Annotated in this window: 25 protein-coding genes; 14 read left to right on the top strand and 11 right to left on the bottom strand. The window is 65.6% G+C overall.

Going from position 1 to position 20,103, the window contains the following annotated elements:
* Positions 1-202: 202 nt before the first annotated feature.
* The 3 genes from KHO18_RS25735 to KHO18_RS25725 form a co-directional block, all read right to left on the bottom strand.
* Positions 203-1,552, bottom strand: coding sequence for an HlyD family secretion protein (locus tag KHO18_RS25735; protein ID WP_211944125.1), 1,350 nt, complete (start codon positions 1,550-1,552; stop codon positions 203-205).
* A gap of 574 nt (positions 1,553-2,126) precedes the next feature.
* Positions 2,127-3,026: an SDR family oxidoreductase gene (locus KHO18_RS25730; RefSeq protein WP_144195231.1), complete on the bottom strand. Its 900-nt coding sequence runs from the start codon at positions 3,024-3,026 to the stop codon at positions 2,127-2,129.
* A 19-nt stretch (positions 3,027-3,045) separates the two neighbouring features.
* Complete coding sequence (locus KHO18_RS25725; protein WP_144195233.1) at positions 3,046-3,810, bottom strand: SDR family oxidoreductase; 765 nt, start codon at positions 3,808-3,810, stop codon at positions 3,046-3,048.
* 131 nt (positions 3,811-3,941) lie between these two features.
* On the opposite strand from KHO18_RS25725, the gene KHO18_RS25720 reads away from it, so the two are divergent.
* The 3 genes from KHO18_RS25720 (at position 3,942) to KHO18_RS25710 (ending at position 6,392) form a co-directional block, all read left to right on the top strand.
* Positions 3,942-4,853: a LysR family transcriptional regulator gene (locus KHO18_RS25720; protein WP_211944124.1), complete on the top strand. Its 912-nt coding sequence runs from the start codon at positions 3,942-3,944 to the stop codon at positions 4,851-4,853.
* A 114-nt stretch (positions 4,854-4,967) separates the two neighbouring features.
* Positions 4,968-5,108: a hypothetical protein gene (locus KHO18_RS25715; protein WP_186296730.1), complete on the top strand. Its 141-nt coding sequence runs from the start codon at positions 4,968-4,970 to the stop codon at positions 5,106-5,108.
* A 105-nt stretch (positions 5,109-5,213) separates the two neighbouring features.
* Positions 5,214-6,392 (top strand): DUF4382 domain-containing protein, encoded by a 1,179-nt coding sequence (locus tag KHO18_RS25710; protein WP_144195237.1) that lies wholly within the window; start codon positions 5,214-5,216, stop codon positions 6,390-6,392.
* 192 nt (positions 6,393-6,584) lie between these two features.
* On the opposite strand, the gene KHO18_RS25705 is transcribed toward KHO18_RS25710, so the two are convergent.
* The 8 genes from KHO18_RS25705 to KHO18_RS25670 are packed head-to-tail and all read right to left on the bottom strand — an operon-like array spanning position 6,585 to position 11,931.
* The gene (locus tag KHO18_RS25705; RefSeq protein WP_211944123.1) at positions 6,585-7,793 is read right to left on the bottom strand and encodes an MFS transporter; all 1,209 of its coding nucleotides are present in this window, start codon (positions 7,791-7,793) and stop codon (positions 6,585-6,587) included.
* 8 nt (positions 7,794-7,801) lie between these two features.
* On the bottom strand, positions 7,802-8,566 hold the full coding sequence (arsH, locus tag KHO18_RS25700) for an arsenical resistance protein ArsH (protein ID WP_211944122.1): 765 nt from the start codon (positions 8,564-8,566) through the stop codon (positions 7,802-7,804).
* Positions 8,563-8,988: an arsenate reductase (glutaredoxin) gene (arsC, locus tag KHO18_RS25695; protein WP_211944121.1), complete on the bottom strand. Its 426-nt coding sequence runs from the start codon at positions 8,986-8,988 to the stop codon at positions 8,563-8,565. Before arsC ends, arsH begins: the two co-directional genes overlap by 4 nt.
* A gap of 10 nt (positions 8,989-8,998) precedes the next feature.
* Positions 8,999-10,072, bottom strand: a complete 1,074-nt coding sequence (gene arsB / locus KHO18_RS25690) for an ACR3 family arsenite efflux transporter (protein ID WP_144195245.1) — start codon at positions 10,070-10,072, stop codon at positions 8,999-9,001.
* A gap of 3 nt (positions 10,073-10,075) precedes the next feature.
* Positions 10,076-10,570, bottom strand: a complete 495-nt coding sequence (locus KHO18_RS25685; RefSeq protein ID WP_144195247.1) for an arsenate reductase ArsC — start codon at positions 10,568-10,570, stop codon at positions 10,076-10,078.
* A 42-nt stretch (positions 10,571-10,612) separates the two neighbouring features.
* The gene (locus KHO18_RS25680; RefSeq protein ID WP_186296731.1) at positions 10,613-11,107 is read right to left on the bottom strand and encodes an arsenate reductase ArsC; all 495 of its coding nucleotides are present in this window, start codon (positions 11,105-11,107) and stop codon (positions 10,613-10,615) included.
* A 9-nt stretch (positions 11,108-11,116) separates the two neighbouring features.
* Positions 11,117-11,599, bottom strand: a complete 483-nt coding sequence (locus tag KHO18_RS25675) for an ArsI/CadI family heavy metal resistance metalloenzyme (RefSeq protein ID WP_144195251.1) — start codon at positions 11,597-11,599, stop codon at positions 11,117-11,119.
* Positions 11,596-11,931, bottom strand: a complete 336-nt coding sequence (locus KHO18_RS25670; RefSeq protein WP_144195253.1) for an ArsR/SmtB family transcription factor — start codon at positions 11,929-11,931, stop codon at positions 11,596-11,598. Before KHO18_RS25670 ends, KHO18_RS25675 begins: the two co-directional genes overlap by 4 nt.
* A 256-nt stretch (positions 11,932-12,187) precedes the next feature.
* On the opposite strand from KHO18_RS25670, the gene KHO18_RS25665 reads away from it, so the two are divergent.
* From KHO18_RS25665 to KHO18_RS25615, 11 genes are all read left to right on the top strand, one after another.
* A complete protein-coding gene (locus tag KHO18_RS25665) occupies positions 12,188-12,763 on the top strand; it encodes a DUF4255 domain-containing protein (protein ID WP_211944120.1) in 576 nt (191 codons plus the stop codon).
* A complete protein-coding gene (locus tag KHO18_RS25660; protein ID WP_144195257.1) occupies positions 12,760-13,476 on the top strand; it encodes a hypothetical protein in 717 nt (238 codons plus the stop codon). Before KHO18_RS25665 ends, KHO18_RS25660 begins: the two co-directional genes overlap by 4 nt.
* 24 nt (positions 13,477-13,500) lie before the next feature.
* The gene (locus KHO18_RS25655) at positions 13,501-15,057 is read left to right on the top strand and encodes a phage tail sheath family protein (RefSeq protein WP_144195259.1); all 1,557 of its coding nucleotides are present in this window, start codon (positions 13,501-13,503) and stop codon (positions 15,055-15,057) included.
* Between the two features lie 60 nt (positions 15,058-15,117).
* Positions 15,118-15,576 carry a phage tail protein gene (locus tag KHO18_RS25650; RefSeq protein ID WP_144195261.1) on the top strand — a complete coding sequence of 153 codons (459 nt, stop codon included), beginning with the start codon at positions 15,118-15,120 and terminating at the stop codon, positions 15,574-15,576.
* A gap of 8 nt (positions 15,577-15,584) precedes the next feature.
* Positions 15,585-16,055 carry a phage tail protein gene (locus tag KHO18_RS25645; RefSeq protein WP_211944119.1) on the top strand — a complete coding sequence of 157 codons (471 nt, stop codon included), beginning with the start codon at positions 15,585-15,587 and terminating at the stop codon, positions 16,053-16,055.
* A gap of 4 nt (positions 16,056-16,059) precedes the next feature.
* Positions 16,060-16,272: a DUF5908 family protein gene (locus tag KHO18_RS25640; protein ID WP_144195264.1), complete on the top strand. Its 213-nt coding sequence runs from the start codon at positions 16,060-16,062 to the stop codon at positions 16,270-16,272.
* A complete protein-coding gene (locus KHO18_RS25635) occupies positions 16,273-16,971 on the top strand; it encodes a CIS tube protein (RefSeq protein ID WP_144195266.1) in 699 nt (232 codons plus the stop codon).
* Positions 16,972-16,974: 3 nt separating this feature from the next.
* The gene (vgrG, locus tag KHO18_RS25630; RefSeq protein WP_144195268.1) at positions 16,975-18,762 is read left to right on the top strand and encodes a type VI secretion system tip protein VgrG; all 1,788 of its coding nucleotides are present in this window, start codon (positions 16,975-16,977) and stop codon (positions 18,760-18,762) included.
* A 55-nt stretch (positions 18,763-18,817) separates the two neighbouring features.
* Positions 18,818-19,090, top strand: coding sequence for a PAAR domain-containing protein (locus KHO18_RS25625; protein WP_244845094.1), 273 nt, complete (start codon positions 18,818-18,820; stop codon positions 19,088-19,090).
* A gap of 3 nt (positions 19,091-19,093) precedes the next feature.
* Entirely contained in the window at positions 19,094-19,504 is a 411-nt protein-coding gene (locus KHO18_RS25620) for a GPW/gp25 family protein (RefSeq protein WP_144195272.1), read from the top strand.
* 3 nt (positions 19,505-19,507) lie between these two features.
* The coding region (locus KHO18_RS25615; RefSeq protein WP_211944117.1) for a hypothetical protein at positions 19,508-20,103 on the top strand (596 nt) is incomplete at its 3' end.

Below are 20,103 nucleotides of genomic sequence, written 5' to 3'. Positions count from 1 at the left end.
CGGGCGGAACCGGGGGCGCGGCCATGGCGCGGGGCGGCGTGGCGAGCGCGGCGGCCATCAGGCAGGCCCCCGCGCACGTCAGCGCCGGAGAGGGTAGGGAATAACGCTGCACGGCGAGGTCTCCTTCCTGCGGGCGTGGGGAACGTGGCGGAGGGGCCGGATCCAGTCGAACGCAATCGAACGCAATCGAACGCGGTCGGACTCAGATCAGGCTCTTGAACCACGGGCGATCGAGGCTGACCTTGGCCCAGTGGCCGAGCGCGCAGCGGTCCGTGCCGCTGCCGCTGCTGCCGGGCAAGTCAGGCAAAGGCTTGTTCAGCTTGGCAATCAGATAGATCTCGTTCTTCTCGATGGGCGGGAAGGGCACGAAGTAACGCGCCTGATCGCCATCGGGGGCGCGCGGCAGGATCTCGGCCACGGCGCCAGACAGCGGCACGGCCACGCCATCGACCTGCACCTTGACCTTGGCCCCGGGCAGGAGGTCCTTGCTGAGGCTGCGCGGGAACACGGCCACCACGCTCGGCTGGGCGCAGTTGGTGGTGCGCATCAGCGTGGCGCCGGCCGCCACGCGCGTGCCCGGCGGGGCGGTCACGTCCTCGACGATGCCGCCGCCATAGGCTTTGATGTCAAGGTTGGAGACGCGCTCCACGCGCTCCTGCTCGGCGGCGACGAGCTTGTCGACCGACTGGCCGTATTCCTCCAGCTGCCTGATCTCGGCCTCCAGCTGCACGTTCTCGGCGCGCAATTCCTCCTGCCGTTGTGCGAGCGAGCCCAGCGCGCCGTCGGTGCTCGACATGTACACCTTGCCGCGTGCGGCCTCGCTGCTGCCGCGCGCGGTGTCCAGCTCGGCCTGGATCGCATCCCGGTTGCCAGCCAGCACGGTGAGCTGGTTGCGCGACGCATCGGTATAGGCCTGGCTCACCGCCCCGGCCCACTGCATGGCCTGGTTGCGATTGACCACATCGGTCTGCTGGTCGATCTGCTGCTTGGCCACGCTCAGGCGCGCCTCGATGCCGCGCAGCTTGGAGGCGTGCTCGCGCTGCGCCGCCGACTGGTAGCGCTTGATGTCGTCGCCCGTGGACGCCAGCCGCGCCTGGTTGCCCTCGAGCTTGGCCTTGGCGGCTTCATAGCGCTTCTGGTTGTCGAGCTGCTTGCCGAGCAGTTCCACCAGCAGCGAGCGGTCGATGTTGGGATTCTGGAGCGTCATCAGCGACTGCCCCTGCGCGAAGGTGCCGCCAACCGCCACGATCTGCTTCGTCACGATGCCTTCCACCGGCGTGGTGACGAGGTTCACGGGACTGTTCACCACGGCACGCTCGGAAGACCGTGTGAACACGGGCGGGAACATCACCGAGAGGACCACCCAGATGATGAAGGCCACCATCCCATAGCTGGCCAGCCGCGGCACGATCTGCCACAGCGGCCGCAGGCTCAGCGTGCCGCCCCGCCGCGCGACGAGGGGATCGTCTGGCTTGCCGCCGGGCGGGGGCGCGGGGGAGGTGGGCCGGCGCGTCGGCAACGTTGGTTTGTTGTCGGGCTTCTCGTTCTGCATGCCATCCTCCGAACAATAGTCAGCGCCCGCCAAGAACGGGCAAAAGCGTCCCCACCGCGATGGCTGGCGCAAATCGCGGAAATCGCGGACAAAAGTGCGCCTCGCACGCGGTGTTGGCGCGCGCGCATGCGCAACGTCGTCGTCCCCAGGTAGTTCTTATGCGCGTGGTCCCGGGCGGTTGCTACGCGCCGGAACTGGCTTGTTTCCAGACCGGGCAGGCAGGCCGGTCATTTGAGGGGTCCGCAAACGCGGACCGTCACAGCGAGGCGTTACACGCCCATTGATGCTCCGTCACACCACATCGCGGATGGGATCGGCATGGCGTTGCCGGAGCGATTCAAAGGTAGTCAGTTTGACCGGGGCGTGCTGTAAGGAAGTGTAAGGACTGTATATCGCGACACTTAGTACGGCCGTTCGCTTGGCCGCGTGCGACAAGGGTCATGCACGCGTCACGTCGCACTATTAATTAAGCGGTGACAGGAGAGCACTGCATCAGGGCATGATGCAGTGTCCCGGTGCAGGTGTGATGGAGGAAGCGTGGGAGAAGATGCTACGCGGTTGTGGCGCGGCGTAGTCACTGCGCGCCGCGCGGCGACAGCAGATCGCCCATGCCCACGCGATGGAGCATCTCGGCGCGCAGGCGGTCCAGCACGGCGAAGCCGACGTCGGCGCCGTCCTGCGTCGGATCGACATGCACGCGGAACGGCCGCTTGCCGAACGGCGCGTTGACGACATCGACGATGGCATCGGCTACCTGTCCCGCATCCGCATCGGGCGGCACGATGCCGGCGAACGCGCGCTGGATTTCATCGCCAAAGCCGGCATAGGGGCCCGACTCGTATTCATCGACGCGAGCGGTATCGGCAGGCAGCCCCGTATGCGCGAAGTGGTTGGTGCCGCTGGTGAACGCGCCCGGGACGATGATCGACGTCTCGATGCCCCAGCGCGACAACTCGCGCGCGTACTGGACCGCGATGGCATCCATCGCCGCCTTCGCCGCGAAGTACGGGGCGAGGTAGGGCGGGGTGCCGCCGGCGGAACTGCTGCTCGACACCCAGACCAGCAGCCCTTGCCCCTGGCGGCGCAGATGGGGCAGCACCGCGCGGTTCACCCGCTGGGTGCTGAGCACGTTGATGTCGTACAGCTGGGCGAATTGCTCCGGCGTGAACGCCTCGGCCGGACCGAAGGCCATGTGGCCGGCGTTGTGCATCAGCACGTCGATACGGCCCGTGGCGGCGACGATGCCGGCCACGGCGTCATCGATGGACGGCTGCGATTGCACGTCCAGTTCCACCGTGCGCAGATCGGCGTCATGCGTGCGGGCGAATGCGGCCATCTGCGCCACGACTTCGGCATTGCGGCTGGCCGTGTTGCGCATGGAGGCGTAGACCGTGTGGCCCGCCTTGGCGAGGGCCTCGGCGGTCAGGCGGCCGAAGCCGCTCGACGCGCCGGTGATCAGGATGACTTTCTTCATGGTGGACTCCACGCTTGAATCAGATGATGCCGCCGTTGACGCGGAGGGTCTGCCCGTTGACCCATGCGCCGTCGGGGCCGGCCAGGAAGGCCACGGCACTGGCGATGTCCTCCGGCGCGCCCAGGCGCTCCAGCGGGGCGAGCCGCGCGAGGTTGTCGATGACTTCCTGCGGCTTGCCGTCGAGGAACAGGGCGGTGGCGGTGGGGCCGGGCGCCACCACGTTCACCGTGATGTTCCGGCCGCGCATTTCCTTGGTCATCACGTGCGTCATGGCTTCCACACCGGCCTTGGTGGCGGCGTACACCGCGTAGGCGGGTTGGTACAGCCCGACCACGCTCGACGACAGGTTGATCACGCGGCCGCCGTTGCGCAGGCGGCGCGACGCTTCGCGCATCGTGTTGAACGTGCCCTTGAGGTTGATGGCGACCTGGCTGTCGAACAGGGCGTCGTCGCTATCGGCCAGCTTCGCCAGTTTCATGATGCCGGCGTTGTTGACCAGGACGTCCACACCGCCGAACGCGGCTTCGGCGGCGCCGAACATGCGCGCCACGGCAGCCGGATCGGCCACATCGGCCTGTTCCGGAATCGCGCGGCCGCCGGCGGCTTCGATCTCGGCCACCAGCGCCTCGGCCTCACGGGCGCTGCCGGCGTAGTTGACGACCACCGTGAAGCCGTCCTGCGCCAGCCGCCGGGCGATGGCGGCGCCGATGCCGCGCGAGGCGCCGGTCACGATGGCGACCTGCTGGTTGGACTTGGCTTGGGTGCTGTTCTGGGTGTTGCTCATGGTTGTTCTCCGGTGTTGGATCACCGCAATCGCTGCGGGTTGAATGCACTATGCGCGATTGGAGCAGCTAGATAATCGGTCTAGAATTGCCCGCACTTGTTCTGGCAGGGAAACAATCGGCGGAGGATGGGGTGGACCGGTTTGACGCAATGCGACTGTTTACGCGGGTGGTGGAGCGGCGCAGCTTTACGCTGGCGGCGCACGACATGGAGGTGCCGAGATCGACGGTGACCAAGGTCATCCACGATCTGGAGGGGCGGCTGGGAGTCCGGCTGCTGCAGCGGACCACACGCGTAGTCCGGCCGACGCTGGACGGCGAGGCCTACTACCGGCGCTGCCTGACCATCCTGGACGACATCGAGGACGCCGAGGGCGCGTTCAACGGCACGGAGCCGAAAGGGCTGCTGCGACTGGAGGTGCAGGGCACGCTGGCGCGACATTTCCTGCTGCCGGGCTTTCCCGACTTCCTCGCCCGACATCCACACATCCAGATCTCCATGAGCGAGGGCGACCGATGGGTCGACATGGTGCAGGAGGGCGTCGATTGCGTGCTCCGCTACGGCAAATTGCCAGATAGCGAGCTGGTGGCGCGGCAAGTGGCGATGCTGGACCGGCTGACCTGCGCCACGCCGACCTACCTGGAGCGGTTCGGCACGCCAACGAGCCTGACATCGCTCGACGGGCACCAGATGGTGGGCATCCGGTCTGTGACGACGGGCAATGTCACGCCGCTGGAGTTCAACGTACGCGGGGAAATGCAGGCCGTATCGATTCCGGCCGCCCTGACCGTGACCGGGACGGAAAGCTACCTTGCCGGGATCAAGCTGGGGCTGGGGCTGGCCCAGGTGCCGCGCTTCCATATCGAACGGGAACTGGCCAACGGCGAACTGGTGGAGATCATGACGGACATGCCGCCACCCTCGGCGCCCGTCTCGCTGCTGTATCAGCGGTCCCGGCAGCTATCGCCGCGGGTGAGGGCGTTTCTAGACTGGGCAGCCCGGGAATTCGCGGATCGATGCAGAAAAGAGACGAAAAGTGATTGATTGGTTGTATCCAGCCGCTACCTTTTGGATCTCGTGATATACCACATACAGAATATTTACAGATGGTGCGACGCATCATATAATGGAAACTCCTAAACGCAGTTGGAGTGCTTCATGGAAGTCGCAACCCTCTTCGCCCTCGCCGTCGCTTTCCTGTTCTCGGGCGTCAGCGTAACAATGGCCATCGCCGATATCGTGGATCCCAAAGGGGAACGGGGCGCGGCAGGGGAACTGGTGGACGTGCGGATTGGCTGAAACCGCATGTGTTGCGGCAGCATTACATTCGTTACGATTGTGTCACTTATCTGATACAACTTCGCCACTAAGCTCCGGATACCCACAACAGAAGAGGTATCCAAAATGGCGCCACACAACATATATGGCGGCGTTGCCCTGAGCCTGGGCGGCGCCGTGCTGCTGGCCGCATGCGGCGGCGGTGGCGGCGATGATCCGCCTACACCCGGGCCGGCCAATGGCACGCTGCGCGTTCAAATGACCGATGCACCGGCGTGTGGCTACGACCATGTCTATGTGACCGTGAACCGCGTGCGTGTCAATGGCAGTCCGGATGCGGACGACAATGGCTCGGGTTGGGTCGATATCCCGGTCAGTCCGGCGCAGCGGATCGATCTGCTGTCGCTGACAAACGGCGTGCTGGCCACGCTCGGCCAGACCGCACTGCCAGCCGGCAACTATCAGCAGATTCGCCTGGTTCTGTCGCCAAATAGCGGCAACGCGCTGTCGAACTCGGTGGTGCCTACCGGCGGGACCGAAACCGCGCTCGACACCCCGAGCGCTGCGCAAAGCGGCTACAAGATCATCCGCCCGTTCACGGTGGCACCCGATACGCTCACCGACCTGATCCTCGACTTCGACGCCTGCAAGTCCGTGGTTCCGCGCGGCAATGGCGGCTACAACCTGAAGCCAGTGGTCACCGCGCTACCGGTGGTGGTCAGCGGCAAGGTGTCCGGCGCGCTGACGCCGGCCCAGGCCGGCGCTACCGTCTACGCGGAGCGGGGCGGGCTGGTGGTCAAGTCCACCGTCGCCGATGCCAATGGCAATTTCGTGCTGTCGCCGATCGAGCAAAGCACCTCATCGGGCAACGTGGACGTGGTGATCGTGCCAACGGGCCGCGCCACCGGCATCGTCCGCAGCGTACCCGTGGTCGCCGGCAGCAATACCGTGGTATCCACCCAGGGCGCGCCGATTGACCTGCCTGTCTCCACGATCCGCACGGCCTCCGGCACCGTCTCGCCAGCCAGCGCCCAGGCGAGCCTTCGCGCCATACAAAACACGTCCGGGCAGAACTTCACCATCAGCACCACCTTCGCCAACGTGACATCGGGGGCCTACAGCATGGCGCTACCGGCTGCCGCACCAATGGTCGGCACCTATTCGACGACGCTGCCCATCCCGCTAACCGCCGCCAGCACCGCGGCCGGCAAATATACGATTGAAGCCACCAGCATCAACGGCCCGATCCAGACCCAGCCAGCCGACGTGAGCGGCGGCAACGTGGGCGCTAATTTTGCGTTCTGAGGGTTGATGGTTTGATGAGTGGAATGAAAAACCCGCCGCTTTGTTGAAAGTGGCGGGTTTTTTGTTGCTCCGGGTTGCTGGGAGTGTCGCGCAAATCATTGTGGGAGAAGATGAAGCGCCTTGGCATTCGCGCTTCGGAGGCGGAGCCGTCAGTCGTTTGAATGGACGGCCGCCGCTTGCGCTTATGATCGGCTACTCTGCTGCGGCGACCTGCCGCGTCGGCTCGGCTGTTGCGGAACGAATGGCGAACAACGCGCCGGTGGCAGCGAGCCCCAATCCGCCCGATACCCACAAAGCCTGTGCGCCCCAAAGATCAATGCAGATGCCGAAGAGCCACGGCGCCAAAGCCTGGGCGATGCGCGCGGGCACCATCAGCAAGCCCTGGCGATGCCCATAGCCGTGCGGGCCGAAGATTACAAGCGGAAGCGTTCCCTTCGCGATGGTGAGGATGCCGTTGCCCGCACCGTGCAGCACGCCGAACAGCGTGGCGGCCGGTGCGCCGAGAATGACGAAGGCAGCCGCGCCGACTGGATGGAGTGATGCGGCAAGCCGCGCTGATAGTAGCGGATGAACCTTGCGCAGTAGGCCGAATTCGAGCAGCCGCGCGCCGACCTGCGAAGGGCCGATCAGCGCGCCGACTACCACCGCCGTCGCCAAGGTCGCGCCGCCCGCCTGCAACAGCCGTGGTAGATGCGCCGCCATCGCCGTGCTGATGAACCACGTCGCGGCGAACACGAACGCGAGCGCATAGGTTGCCATCGGTCCGGGCGTTGGGCCGTCCACATCGGCACTACCGGACCGCGCGGCCTGTCGGAGGCTCGGGGATGCCGGTTCTTCTTCGGCACGCGGCAGGCTCGCATTGAGCGCCAGACCCAGCGTCAGGTGCAACGCCGCCCACACGAAGCAGGCGACGCGCCAGCCGTAGTGGCTTTCTAGATAGGAGGAAAGGGGCCATCCGACCGTGCTGGCGAAACCCGCAATCAACGTGATGCCGGTGATGGCATTGCGTGAGCGGGTGCCATACAGGCGCACTAATGTGGCGAACGCGGCTTCATAGAGGCCGCTGCCCATGCCGATGCCGAGGACAAGCCAGGCGGCAAACAGGCCAATGACCTCCCGGGCAAGCCCGAGACCAGCCAATCCCGTGGCAAACACGAGGCTCGTCACAATCAACACCGGCCGTCCACCCAGCCGGTCGATGAGCCGCCCGGCATAGGGTCCGAGCAGGGCGGAGATGACCAGTGCGGCACTGAATGCCGCGAAGACGGTAGGCACGGACACGCCAGTGTCGTGCGCCATGGGCACCGCCAGCATCGCCACCAGGTAGTAAGAGGACGCCCACGCGAGTGTTTGCGCGGCGCCTAGGCGGGCCACGAGACTGCCATTCGGCGATTGCGCCATGATCGTCCCTACTCGACTTCGCCGTCGTCGGTGTCTGCGGAGGCCGCAGGCCGTTCATGATCCATTGCGGCGGCGGCAAGTGCTGCCGCGCGCGCCGGGGCCGCCTCTTTGCGCTCGCTGTAGCGGTCGGTCAGGTAGTCAGAGCGGTCACGGATCAATAGCGTGAACTTGTACAGTTCCTCCATCACATCGACCACGCGATCGTAGTAGGACGAGGGCTTCATCCGGCCGGAGGCATCGAATTCCTGGTACGCCTTGGCTACCGACGACTGGTTCGGAATCGTCACCATGCGCATCCAGCGGCCCAGCACGCGCAACGCGTTGACCGCATTGAACGATTGCGAGCCGCCGCAGACCTGCATGACCGCCAGCGTGCGACCTTGTGTCGGCCGGATGCCTGCGCTCTCGAGCGGCAGCCAGTCTATCTGGTTCTTGAAGACGGCGGTCAACGTGCCATGGCGCTCGGGGCTGCACCAGACCTGGCCTTCGGACCATTCGGACAGCTTGCGCAGCTCGGCGACCTTCGGGTGGTCGGCCGGCACGCTGTCAGTCACGGGCAGGCCAGTGGGATCGAACACGCGGGTCTCGGCGCCGAAGTGCTGCAGAATGCGTTCGGCTTCCAGTGTCAGCAGTCGGCTGAAGGATGTCTCGCGCAGCGAACCATAGAGCAGCAGGATGCGCGGCGGGTGGGTGCTCACGCGTGCCGGTTCCAGCTTCATCAGGTCCGGGGTGTCGAGCACGGACGACACGATGTTAGGCAACGCAACGGTCATCGCACAACCCTCTGGCCCTGCGCATCGATGACGACTTCGCCGTCTTCCTTGGTAAACGCGCCTTGCTGCGGCGACAGCAGGATGTCGAGTACCAGTTCCGAGGGCCGGCACAGCCGCACGCCCCGTTCGGTGATGACAAAAGGCCGGTTGATCAGGATGGGATGGGCGAGCATGGCGTCGAGCAACTGATCGTCCGTGAGCGCCGGGTCGCCAAGCCTCAGTTCTGCGTAAGGCGTCCCTTTCTCACGGATGGCTTCGCGCACCGTCAAGCCCGCATCGGCGATCATCTTCTGCAACTGCGCGCGCGTAGGCGGGGCATGCAGGTACTCGATGACTTCCGGCTCGATGCCGGCATTGCGAATCATGGCTAGCGTGTTGCGCGATGTGCCGCACGCGGGGTTATGGTAGATCGTGACAGACATCAGGATTCCTTCAGGCCTTGGCTTCGTACCAGGTCTGCGAGCGGTTGACGATGTTGACGACCAGCAGCATGACAGGCACCTCGATCAGCACCCCGACCACGGTTGCCAGTGCCGCCCCCGACTGGAATCCGAACAGGCTGATTGCGGTGGCCACCGCCAGTTCAAAGAAGTTGCTCGCGCCGATCAGGCTCGACGGGCCCGCCACGCAGTGGGCGACGCCAAGCTTGCGGTTCAGCAGGTATGCCAGACCCGAATTCAGAAAGACCTGGATCAGGATCGGCACCGCGAGCAGAGCGATTACGAGCGGCTGGTCGATGATCGCCTTGCCCTGGAAGGCGAACAGCAGGACCAGCGTGAGCAGCAGTGCGGAAATGGAATAGGGGCCGAGTGCATGGGTGACGCGCTGGAAATACGCCACCCCACGCCCGAGCAGCACCTTGCGCAGCAATTGCGAGAGGATGACCGGCACGACGATGTACAGCACGACCGAAGTCAGCAAGGTGTCCCAGGGCACCGTGATCGACGAAAGGCCGAGCAGCAGCGCCACGACCGGGGCGAACGCCACGACCATGATGGCATCGTTCAGCGCCACCTGCGACAGCGTGAAATACGGATCGCCCTTGCAGAGCTGGCTCCAGACGAAGACCATGGCCGTGCACGGTGCGGCGGCCAGCAGGATCAGCCCGGCGACGTAGCTGTCAAGCTGATCGGCGGGCAGCAGGGGCGCGAACAAATGCCGCACGAAGAGCCAGCCCAGCAGTGCCATCGAGAATGGCTTGACCGCCCAGTTGATGAACAACGTCACGCCAATGCCGCGCCAATGCGATTTCACCTGGCCCAATGCCGCAAAATCGATCTTCAGCAGCATGGGGATGATCATTACCCAGATCAGCAAGCCAACAGGCAGGTTGACTTGCGCGTATTCCATGCGGCCGATGGCCTGGAACACGTCCGGCATGATCTGCCCCAGCGCAATGCCGACGACGATGCACAACGCGACCCAGACGGTGAGGTAGCGCTCGAAGAACCCGATGGCCGGCTTGCTGGCTGTTTGATCCGCAGAGGCGATGTTCTGGCTGGTCATCGTTCAGCTCCCCGCCAGACGCTGGAGCGTCTCTTGCAGTTCCGCGTCGGTCATGTCTTCGATCGGCAGCAGCAGTAATTGCAGCATCCGGTAGGCGATGGCCTGCCGGGTCAGTTCGAAGGCGAGTCGCTTCTTGTCGTCTCCGCCTGCCGTGTTCGACGGGTCGGGATAGCCCCAGTGGATCTTCACGGGGCTACCAGGCCAGTAGGGGCATTCCTCTTCGGCGGCGCTATCGCAGACGGTAATGACAATGCGCATCTTTGGCGCACCGTCTGCGACGAACTCGTCCCAGTTCTTGCTGCGGAAGTCGTTCACGTCGACACCGGCCTCGCGCAAGACGTCGATGGCGAACGGGTTGATGCGGCCGCTCGGCGAGCTGCCGGCGCTGTAGGCGCGCACATCACGGCCAAATTGCTTGGCAAGATGGTTCAGCATGCCTTCGCTAAGCACGCTGCGCGCGGAATTATGGGTACAGAGAATCAGGACGTTGGTGGTCATGGGGCGGCGAGAAAGAAACAAGCGTGGAGAGGGAGATGGGCGTCAACTCTTCCCGATGTCCCGCACGGCCTTCTGGAGCGCGACGGTGTCCAGTTTCGGCAGCGGCAGCGAAAGGAATAGTTCGATGCGGCGCTTCAACGCGATGGTGGCGTCGTTAATGGCCTGCTGCTTTTGCGCGTCGGTGCCTTCGCATGCGGCCGGATCGGGCACCCCCCAGTGGGCGGTCATCGGCTGGCCCGGCCAGACGGGGCACATCTCTCCGGCTGCCTTGTCACATACGGTAAAGACGAAATCGAGCGACGGCGCGCCGTCTTGGGAGAACTCGTCCCAACTCTTGCTGCGAAAGCCGGCAGTGTCCATTCCGTGCCGCGCCAGCGCCGCCAGTGCGAGCGGATTGACCACGCCGGTCGGATGGCTACCGGCCGAGTAGGCGCGGAATCGGCCTTGGCCGAGATGGTTCATCAGCCCTTCAGAGAGGATCGATCGGGCCGAATTGCCGGTACAGATGAACAGCACGTTGTAGATCTTTTCGCTCATGATCGGCCTTCAGCAGCAAGACGACTTGGAAGTCACCGCAACGCCAATGGGTTTCCCCTTGGGCGCTCGTGGAGCGCAGCATGCGGATTCGGCGGGCGCGGCCTCCATCTGCCGGGATTCGCCATATACGGGCACCGTACCGAGCGTATGAAAGTGCTCCCAGGCGATACCTTGAGGGTCGGTCAGCCAATACTTGTCGCTGCGGGCGTAGCAGCAGGTTGTTTCGCCTTCATCGAGCCGTGCCATGTCGGCGGCCTCAGCCCGCGACTTCAACTCAGCGAGTTCGCCTGCGTCGTCGGTCTGGAATCCGAGGTGGTCCACACCCGGTTCCGCACCGCGCGCAGAAATTGCGAAGTTCACCCGCGGGTCTTCAAGCATCCATTTCGCGTAGTCGTCCTTGACGACACTCGGCTCGGCGGCGAAGAGCGCGGAGTAATAGCGGATACTGGCCGAGAGGTCGGCCACGCTTACATGTACGTGGAAGCGCTTCATGATTGAGACTCCGAGGTAACGGAACAGCCGGCGAGCGGCGAGCACAGGTTCCCGCCGCAGCAGTTCTCTGTGAGATAGCCAATCAACGCGTTCATCGTTTCGAAGCGCGCCATGTAGATGATCGATCGCCCGTCCTGGCGGCTGGTGAGCAGGCCGGCACGGTGCAGTTCCTTCAAATGGAAGGAGAGGGAGGACGCCGGCATGTCCATGAGGTCGGCAATGCGGCCGGCCGGCAGGCCGGAGGGTCCGGCCTGCACCAGCAAGCGGAACACGGCCAGCCGAACGGCATGGGCGAGTGCGCCAAGCGCCTCAAGTGCGTTATCTGTTTCCATTCTTCGAATATAGTCGAATATTGGAAACGATGCAACGCGCCCATGCGGAGCAGGTCCAGTGAAGGGAGAGCGGGCAACAGAGCGTCGGTCGTCGCAGCATTGCACGCCCTGCCGTGAGACGCTGGAAATCCGCCACGGGCCATGGGAGGCTCGCCTAGGCAATTCCGAACCGCATCTCAGCATCCTACTGATGGTGGGGCGGGGCGGCATGGGCCACTATCGGCGCCGTGACGGGTATTTCAGGAATGCAGCCGCCGTGATCGACAGTGCGCTTGGCCACCTCGCTTTGCAGTTGAACCAGATGTTCCGGGGGCGGCTCGTGCTGAGCGAGGACCTCGTGGTGGTCTCGAACCTGCAGGAACTCGATGGCAGCGCCGTGTCGCAGGCGGCCGGCAAGCTGGTGCTGTTTCTTGCGGGCATCGAGCGCGATACGGCTGCGTACCGGGCCCGCGCCACGCCCACTGGCGAGCAGCGCAGCCAGATGGCCGTTGCCGAGCCGCTGTTCCTGAACCTGCTCGTCATGTGTGCCGCCACCTTCAGCGGCCAGCATTACCCGGAGGCGCTGCGCTTCCTCTCGGACGCGGTGGCGTTCTTCCAGGCCAACCCGGTGCTCGACCATCAGGGCACGCCGGGCCTCGACGCACGCATCGAGCGCCTCGTGGTCAATATCGAGAATCTGACGACGGCGGAGATGCACAGCCTCTGGAGCATTCACGGGGGCCGCTACCTGCCGTCGGTGCTGTATCGGGTGCGTCTGGTGTGCCTCGAGAACGGCGCGGTGCTGCGCCGGCAGCCGCTGGTCGGGCAGCCCGAGGTGGAGGCGCGGCCGTGAGTGGCGGCTATCGCGCCGTCAGCGGCCTGGCCGTGCTGCATCCGTACTTTGCTGCGGGATGGCCCCCGGCGCTGCGGCTGCAGGCGGACGCGGGCACCGCCGCGCTGATGACGCGCCTGGACCTGCGCCTGCGCGGCGACGCCCGGCGCTTCGTCATCATGGCCGATGGGACCGGCCTGGACGGGCTCTGGCGCCTGCGCGACGAATGGCCGGCGCAAGGGTTGTCGTTCGCCGCGCATTCGCCCGATCCGCTCTGGGCCTACTACACCGACGTGCGCCGGCTGGCGGGCACCGGTACGTTGCGCCTCGCGTTCGCGCTGGCCGACGCGGCGCACGACAGCCAGGCCGCGTGGCTGGCGGCCGCGCCTGTCAACCACGTCGTCACGCTGCCCGTCCGCGAGACGATCTGGAAGTATGTGATGGTCGGCGAATGGGGCGCGGACCTTGGCGTGGCCGACGTCGACGGGGCGGTGACGTTCAACGCCCCCGAGTCGGAACAATTGCCGGACGGCACGATGGTGACCGTGATCCGCTCGGCAGTGCCGCTGGCACTGGCGGAGCGTCCGCGCCAGCGCTTTGTGCTGCAGCGCGGCACGGCCGGCGACATGCGCGTGCTGGTGCCGCGCCTGCCGCTGGCGAGCCCCGCCGCGCTGCGCCGGGAAATGGTCGGCGGCCTGCTGTGCGACGTGTCCGAGATCTTTGTCAATCGCTAACTGCTTTCACCGGGAGAGTGTGAAATGGGTGCAATGAAGACGCCTGGCGTCTATATCGTAGAAAAAAACGCCTTTCCGAACTCCGTGGTGGAGGTGGCGACGGCGGTTCCGGCCTTTATCGGCCACACGCAGATCGCGGACAACCGCAACAAGCCGTTGAGCATGAAGCCATGGCGCATCAGCTCGATGGCCGAGTACCACCAGTACTTCGGCTACGCGCCATTCCCGCGCTTCAACGTGGCCGAGATGGCCGATGCGTCGGCCACGCCGGCGTTCCGAGTGGCGGGCAAGGATTACGTGCTCACCATGCCGGAGGGCAAGGACGGCGGCGGCTACATGCTCTACCGCGCGCTGCGCCATTTCTTCCAGAACGGCGGGGGGCCCTGCTATGTCGTCTCGGTGGGCGACTACAGCCAGGACCTCGACCCCGACCGGTTCAAGGCCGGCATCGACGAACTGCTCAAGGAGCAGGAGCCGACCATGGTCGTGATTCCGGAGGCGGTGCGTTTCAAGGCGGAGGTCTGCATCGACCTGCAGCAAGCCATGCTGGCTCACTGCGGCGGCCACATGCGCAATCGTGTGGCCATCCTCGACGTGTGGGGCGGCGACAAGCCTCGCACCGATCCCGCCGGCGACCCCGTGGCGGCATTCCGCAACGCGCTCGGCATCAATTACCTCGACTTCGCCGCGGCCTACTATCCGTGGCTCAACACCACGGTGATTGGCGACAAGGACATCAGCTACGAGAACATCGCCAATCCGGATGTACTGCAACAGCTGCTGCGCGCCGACCTCGGCCTGCCGGACACACTGCCCGCCGATGCGCAACTGAAGACGCGCGAGCTGGCCGCCGCCATCGACGACATCACCAAGGACTGGAGCGCGGTCACGCCAGCGCTCACCGAGGACGCGGTGCTGGCCAACAAGGCGCTGTTGCACAAGACGCTGACCTCGGTCAGCAGCCTGTTCAACACCATCCTGGACGAGGTCAAGTACCAGCTCAACCTGCTGCCGCCAAGTGCCGCCATGGCAGGCATCTACACCATGGTGGACAATACACGCGGGGTCTGGAAAGCGCCCGCCAACGTGAGCCTAGCCGGCGTCGTATCACCATCCGTGTCCATCTCTGCGGTGGACCAGGAAGAGCTCAACGTCACCACGCAGGGCAAGTCGATCAACGCGATCCGCAGCTTCATTGGCGAAGGCGTTCTGGTCTGGGGCGCGCGCACGCTCGACGGCAACAGCCTCGACTGGCGCTACATCAACGTGCGCCGCACCATGATCATGCTCGAGGAATCGTGCCGGCTCGCCGCCAAGGCACTGGTGTTCGAGCCCAACGTGGCCAACACCTGGGTCACCATCCGCAGCATGATCCAGAATTTCCTGACCAGCATCTGGAAGCGCGGCGGCCTGGCCGGCGCCACCCCCGAGGATGCGTTTAGCGTCCACGTGGGCCTGGGCGAGACCATGACGCCCGACGACATCCTGGAAGGCATCCTGCGCGTGACCGTGCTGGTGGCAATGGTTCGCCCGGCCGAGTTCATCGAGATCACCTTCCAGCAGCAGATGCAGAAGTCCTGACGCGCGCATCGCACCAGCAACGTCCACCGCACACACAAACGGCAATAACGGAGAACTGTCATGGCAGACGACGGCTCGGCACAGTCCAGCAATGTTTGGCCGCTTCCCAAGTTCCATTTCCAGGTGAAGTGGGATTCCAACGTGATGTCCTTTGAGGAGGTCTCGGGGCTCGACGTGGAGGCGCAGCAGATCGAATACCGGCAGGGCGACAGCCCGGTCTTCTCGACCGTCAAGATGCCGGGGCTCAAGAAGTACGGCAACGTGACCATGAAGAAAGGCGTGTTCAAGGCCGACAACAAGTTCTGGGATTGGTTCAACCAGATCAAGATGAACACGATCAAGCGGGTACCGGTGATCATCAGCCTGCTGGACGAGTCGGGCAAGCCGACCATGGTCTGGACGCTGACCAACGCGTGGCCGGCCAAGATCACCGGCACCGATCTCAAGGCGCAGGGCAACGAGGTGGCCGTGGAAACCATCGAGATCGCCCATGAGGGGCTGACCATCGCCAACGCCTGACACGGGCCATGCAGAAATCGGCGCGCTTTGGCACGGACTTCATGCCGGTCTCGTTCTCGTTCGCGGTGGGCTTCAACAACATCGCGGAAGGCGTGGACGGCTCGTTCCAGGAGGTCTCGGGCATGGACCTGGTCATGGACGTCGAGGACCTGCAGGCCGGCGGCGAGAACCGCTTCGTCTACAAGCTGCCCAAGGGCGTCCGACAGGAGAAGCTGGTGCTCCGGCGCGGCGTGGCGGACATGCGTTCGCCGCTGATGCGCTGGTGCAAGTCCGTGCTGTCTGGCGGCTTCGCCCAGCCGGTGACCCCGATGGACGTCAGCGTCTATCTGTTGGACGAGGCCGGCAACAAGATTCGTGGATGGACCTTCCAGGCCGCGTATCCAGTGCGGTGGGGCGTGGACGAGTTCAATTCGACGAAGAACAGCGTGGTCATCGAGACAATCGAGTTGGCCTACCTGCAGTGCATCCGGGAGCTTTGAGGCCATGACGTTGGAAATCCGCCAGATGGTAATCCGCTCCGAGGTTGGTGCGCCGCGCAACGGTGCGGCGGGCCAGCCGGCCAGCGCGCCTTCAGGCGAACAGCGCGGGGCCGCGTCCTGCTGCGACGAGGACGAGGCCGCCAGCGACCGCCACCGTGCCGAGCGCGCGCAGCTGCGGCAGTTGCGCCTGCAGCTCGCCCGGCTCAGGGAGCGCTAGATGCCGGTGCCGTCGGGCGCGCTCACGCCGCTGAGGATTACCGCCTGCACGGACAACGGCGGCGTGGTGTCGCCGCAGTCTGGCGCGGGCGCGTCGATCGCGCTGCTGATCAATCCTTCGCAGCTGCGGCACGAACGCAACACCTGCTTCAGCAAGGAAAAGCCGATGGGCGATACCGGCTCGGGCCGCCCGTTCAGCCACATGCAGCCGGGCAAGCTCTCGTTCGCCGTGGTGTTCGACGGTACCGGGGTGGTGCCACGCCCGGCCAACAGCGCCATGCCGGACGAAGTGGAAGACCAGCTCAAGGCTCTGAGCGCGGTGATCTATGCGTACAAGGGTGTCCAGCACCAGCCCAGCATCGTGCAGATCCTGTGGGGCCTGCTGATCTTTACCGGCCGGCTGACCAGCTTCAGCACCGACTACACGCTGTTCAGGCCCAGCGGCGCGCCGCTGCGCGCCACGGCCACCCTGGCGTTCGATTCGTACACCAGCAGCAAGCAGGCGCGGCTCGAGGCCGATGCCAGCTCGCCGGACCTCAGCCACCTCGTGCGGGTACGCGATGGCGACACGCTGCCGCTGCTGTGCGAACGGATCTACGGGGACAGCCGCTACTACATGGACGTGGCGCGCTTCAACGGTCTGCGCCAGTTCCGTGCGCTGGAGCCCGGCACGGCGCTGCATTTCCCGCCGCTGGAGTAAGGCATGCCGACTTATCCGTCGATCGACACCGATGGTGTGCTGCGGCTCACCGTGACCGCCAACGGCACCCCGCAGCCGGATCTCGCCGTGATGTCTGTCACGGTGCGGCGCGCGTTCAACCGCATTCCGTGGGCTGAGATCGTGATCCAGGATGGCGACATGCCGACCGGCGCCTTCGCCTGTGGCGACTCCGCCGATTTCGCGCCGGGCAGCCCCATCAAGATTGCGGCTGGCTTCGGTGACGACGAGGACCCCGTGTTCAGCGGCGTGGTGATTCGCCATGGCGTGCGCATTGACGGGCAGAACGACTCGCGGCTCGTGATCGAGTGCCGTGACCTGGCGGTCAAGATGACGGTGGGCCGTCGCAGCGCCAACTATGTCGACAGCACCGACAGCGATGCCATGACCACGCTGATCGGCGCGCACGGCCTGGATGCGGACGTGGCCGTCACCACCGGCACCTACGGCGAACTGGTGCAGTACCACAGCACCGACTGGGACTTCCTGCTGGCGCGGGCCGAGTTCAACGGCATGCTGGTCGACGTGGCGGACGGAAAAGTGAGTGTGCAGCCGCCGCAGGCTAACGGCGCGCCCGCGTTCGGGCTAGCCTGGGGGCTGGATCTCTATGCGTTCGACGCCGATATCGACGCACGCCTGCAGTATCAGTCCGTCATGGCGACCGCCTGGGACCCGGCGCAACAGCAGACCGTGCAGGGCGATCCGGCCGCGCCGGCAACCCTCAACCAGCAGGGCAACCTGGACAGCGCCACACTGGCAGGCGTCATCGGCTTGTCCGCGTGGCAATTGCAGACGTCCACCACGCAAGATCCGCAGACGCTGACGGCGTGGGCCAAGGGCGTGCAGACGCGCGCAGAGCTCGCACGCATACGCGGCCACCTGCGCTGCATGGGCACGGCGCTGGCTGTGCCGGGTGCGCTGGTCCAGGTCAGCGGTGTCGGCAAGCGCTTCGCGGGCGCAGTATTCGTGACGGCGGTGGAGCATGCAATGGTGGGCGGATTCTGGCACACCGATGTCGAGTTCGGCCTCGATCCGCACTGGCAGCCAACCACGGGCGACGTTCAGGGACCGCCGGCCGCAGGGCTGCTCCCGGCTGTGAGCGGTCTCCAGATCGGGGTGGTGATGAAGCTCGATGGCGATCCGCAGGGCGCGCAGCGCATCCAGGTGTCGCTGCCCGTAAACCAGGCCGCCACCGAGGGCGTCTGGGCGCGGCTGCTGCAAGGCTATGCATCGAGCGGCTTCGGGGCCTTCTTCCTGCCCGAGGTGGGCGACGAAGTCATCGTCGGGCATCTCAACGACGACCCGTGCCACCCGGTGGTGCTGGGCGCGGTCTACAGCGCCAGCCATGTGCCGCCCTATACGATGGAAGCGCCCAACGACACGAAGGCCATCGTCACGCGCGCGCGCCATGTGCTGGCCTTCGACGAGAAGAACAAGACCATCACGGTGACCACGCCGGCCAAGAATCAGATCGTGCTGGACGACACCGGCGAGTCGATCCTGGTGCAGGACCAGCATGGCAACAGCGTCAAGCTGTCGGCCACGGGCATTGCCTGCACCAGTCCCAAGGACATCACCCTTACCGCGCAGGGCAGCATCCGGCTCAGCGCCGATATGTCGATCGAACTCGCCGCGCAGGCGGACGTGAAGGCCACCGGCCTCAACGTCCAGTGCGAGGCGCAGGTCGGTTTCAGCGGCAAGGGCGCGGCCACCGCCGAACTGTCGGCATCCGGCCAGACCATCGTGCAGGGCGCGATGGTGATGATCAACTGATACGGACTGAAAGCGAGAGGAATACCTCATGCCACCTGCCGCGCGACTAACCGACATGCACAGCTGCCCCATGCAGACGCCGGGCCTGCCCCCGGTGCCGCATGTCGGCGGCCCGGTAATCGGCCCCGGCGTGCCGACGGTGCTGATCGGAAAGCTGCCCGCCGCCGTGGTTGGCGACAACGCAGTCTGCGTGGGGCCGCCCGACGTGATCGTGCAGGGGTCGGCCACGGTAATGATCGGCAAGCGGCCGGCCGCGCGCGTCGGCGACCTCACCGCGCACGGCGGTAGCATCGTGCTGGGCTTGCCCACGGTCATCATCGGAGGCTGAACCATGAGTCCATTTCTCGGCCGGGGCTGGCAGTTTCCGCTCCGCTTCGATCCGCGCAACCGGCAGGTCGGCATGGCCGCCGGGGTGGAGGATATCGAGGAAAGCCTGCGTATCCTGTTCGGCACGGCGCCCGGCGAGCGCGTGATGCTGCCCGCATATGGTTGCGACGTGCGCCGCGCCGTGTTCGAGACCATCGACGAGAGCACGCTCACCGACCTCAAGGAGTCGATCCGGCGCGCCATCCTGTTCTTCGAGCCGCGCATCGTGCTGGAGCGCATCGGTGCCGAAGTCGATCCGCTGCAAGGGCGCATCGACCTGCAGCTCGATTATCGCGTGCGCACCACCAACACGCGGCACAACCTCGTCTATCCGCTCTACCTCGACCAGGCGACCGAGCCGGTCAGGACGTTCTAGCGCATGGCCAACGGTACCCGCCAGGACCAGCGGCTTGCCGAGGCGCTCGGCGCCGGACACATGCTGCCCGATGAATTCGCGTTGGCCGAGCGCGTGCGCATCACGCTGGCGCAGGCGGGCGGGCTGCGCTTCGGCGCGCGCGACGACGGCGGACGCTGGGACATGGCCCTGCGCCAGGACCCCGCCATGCTGCTCGCCGAGTTGGCCACGTTTCCGCTGGCGCGGCGCGATGGTGAATTTCTCGGTGCGCTGGAGTGCGAAGCGGAAGCCGCGCTCTGGCAGCGCATCTGGCAACTGGTGCGGGCCTACGACGGTTGGTGCTGGGGGCTTGTCGGGCTGGATACGCCCGGCGACGGGCCCTCTGCCATCGATGTGGAGGGTGATGGCATTGGCGATGCACTTGGTGAGGCACTGCTGGCGCAGATTGGCCAGGGGCTCGGCGCGATGCTGTCCACCGGCATCGCGGCATTCGGCCACGGCGGCGGTGCGCTGCATCCGGCGTGGTCCTCGGGGGCGGCCTCACCCGCCGCGCCGCTGGCACAGCCCCTTCCCGAGCCCGCCGGCGCCGCCCGCCGCCAATGGCTGCGGCGCTGCTGGCT

This window comes from Cupriavidus campinensis, from assembly GCF_905397395.1.
GTDB lineage: Bacteria > Pseudomonadota > Gammaproteobacteria > Burkholderiales > Burkholderiaceae > Cupriavidus > Cupriavidus campinensis.
This window is presented reverse-complemented; position numbering and strand designations above follow the sequence as displayed.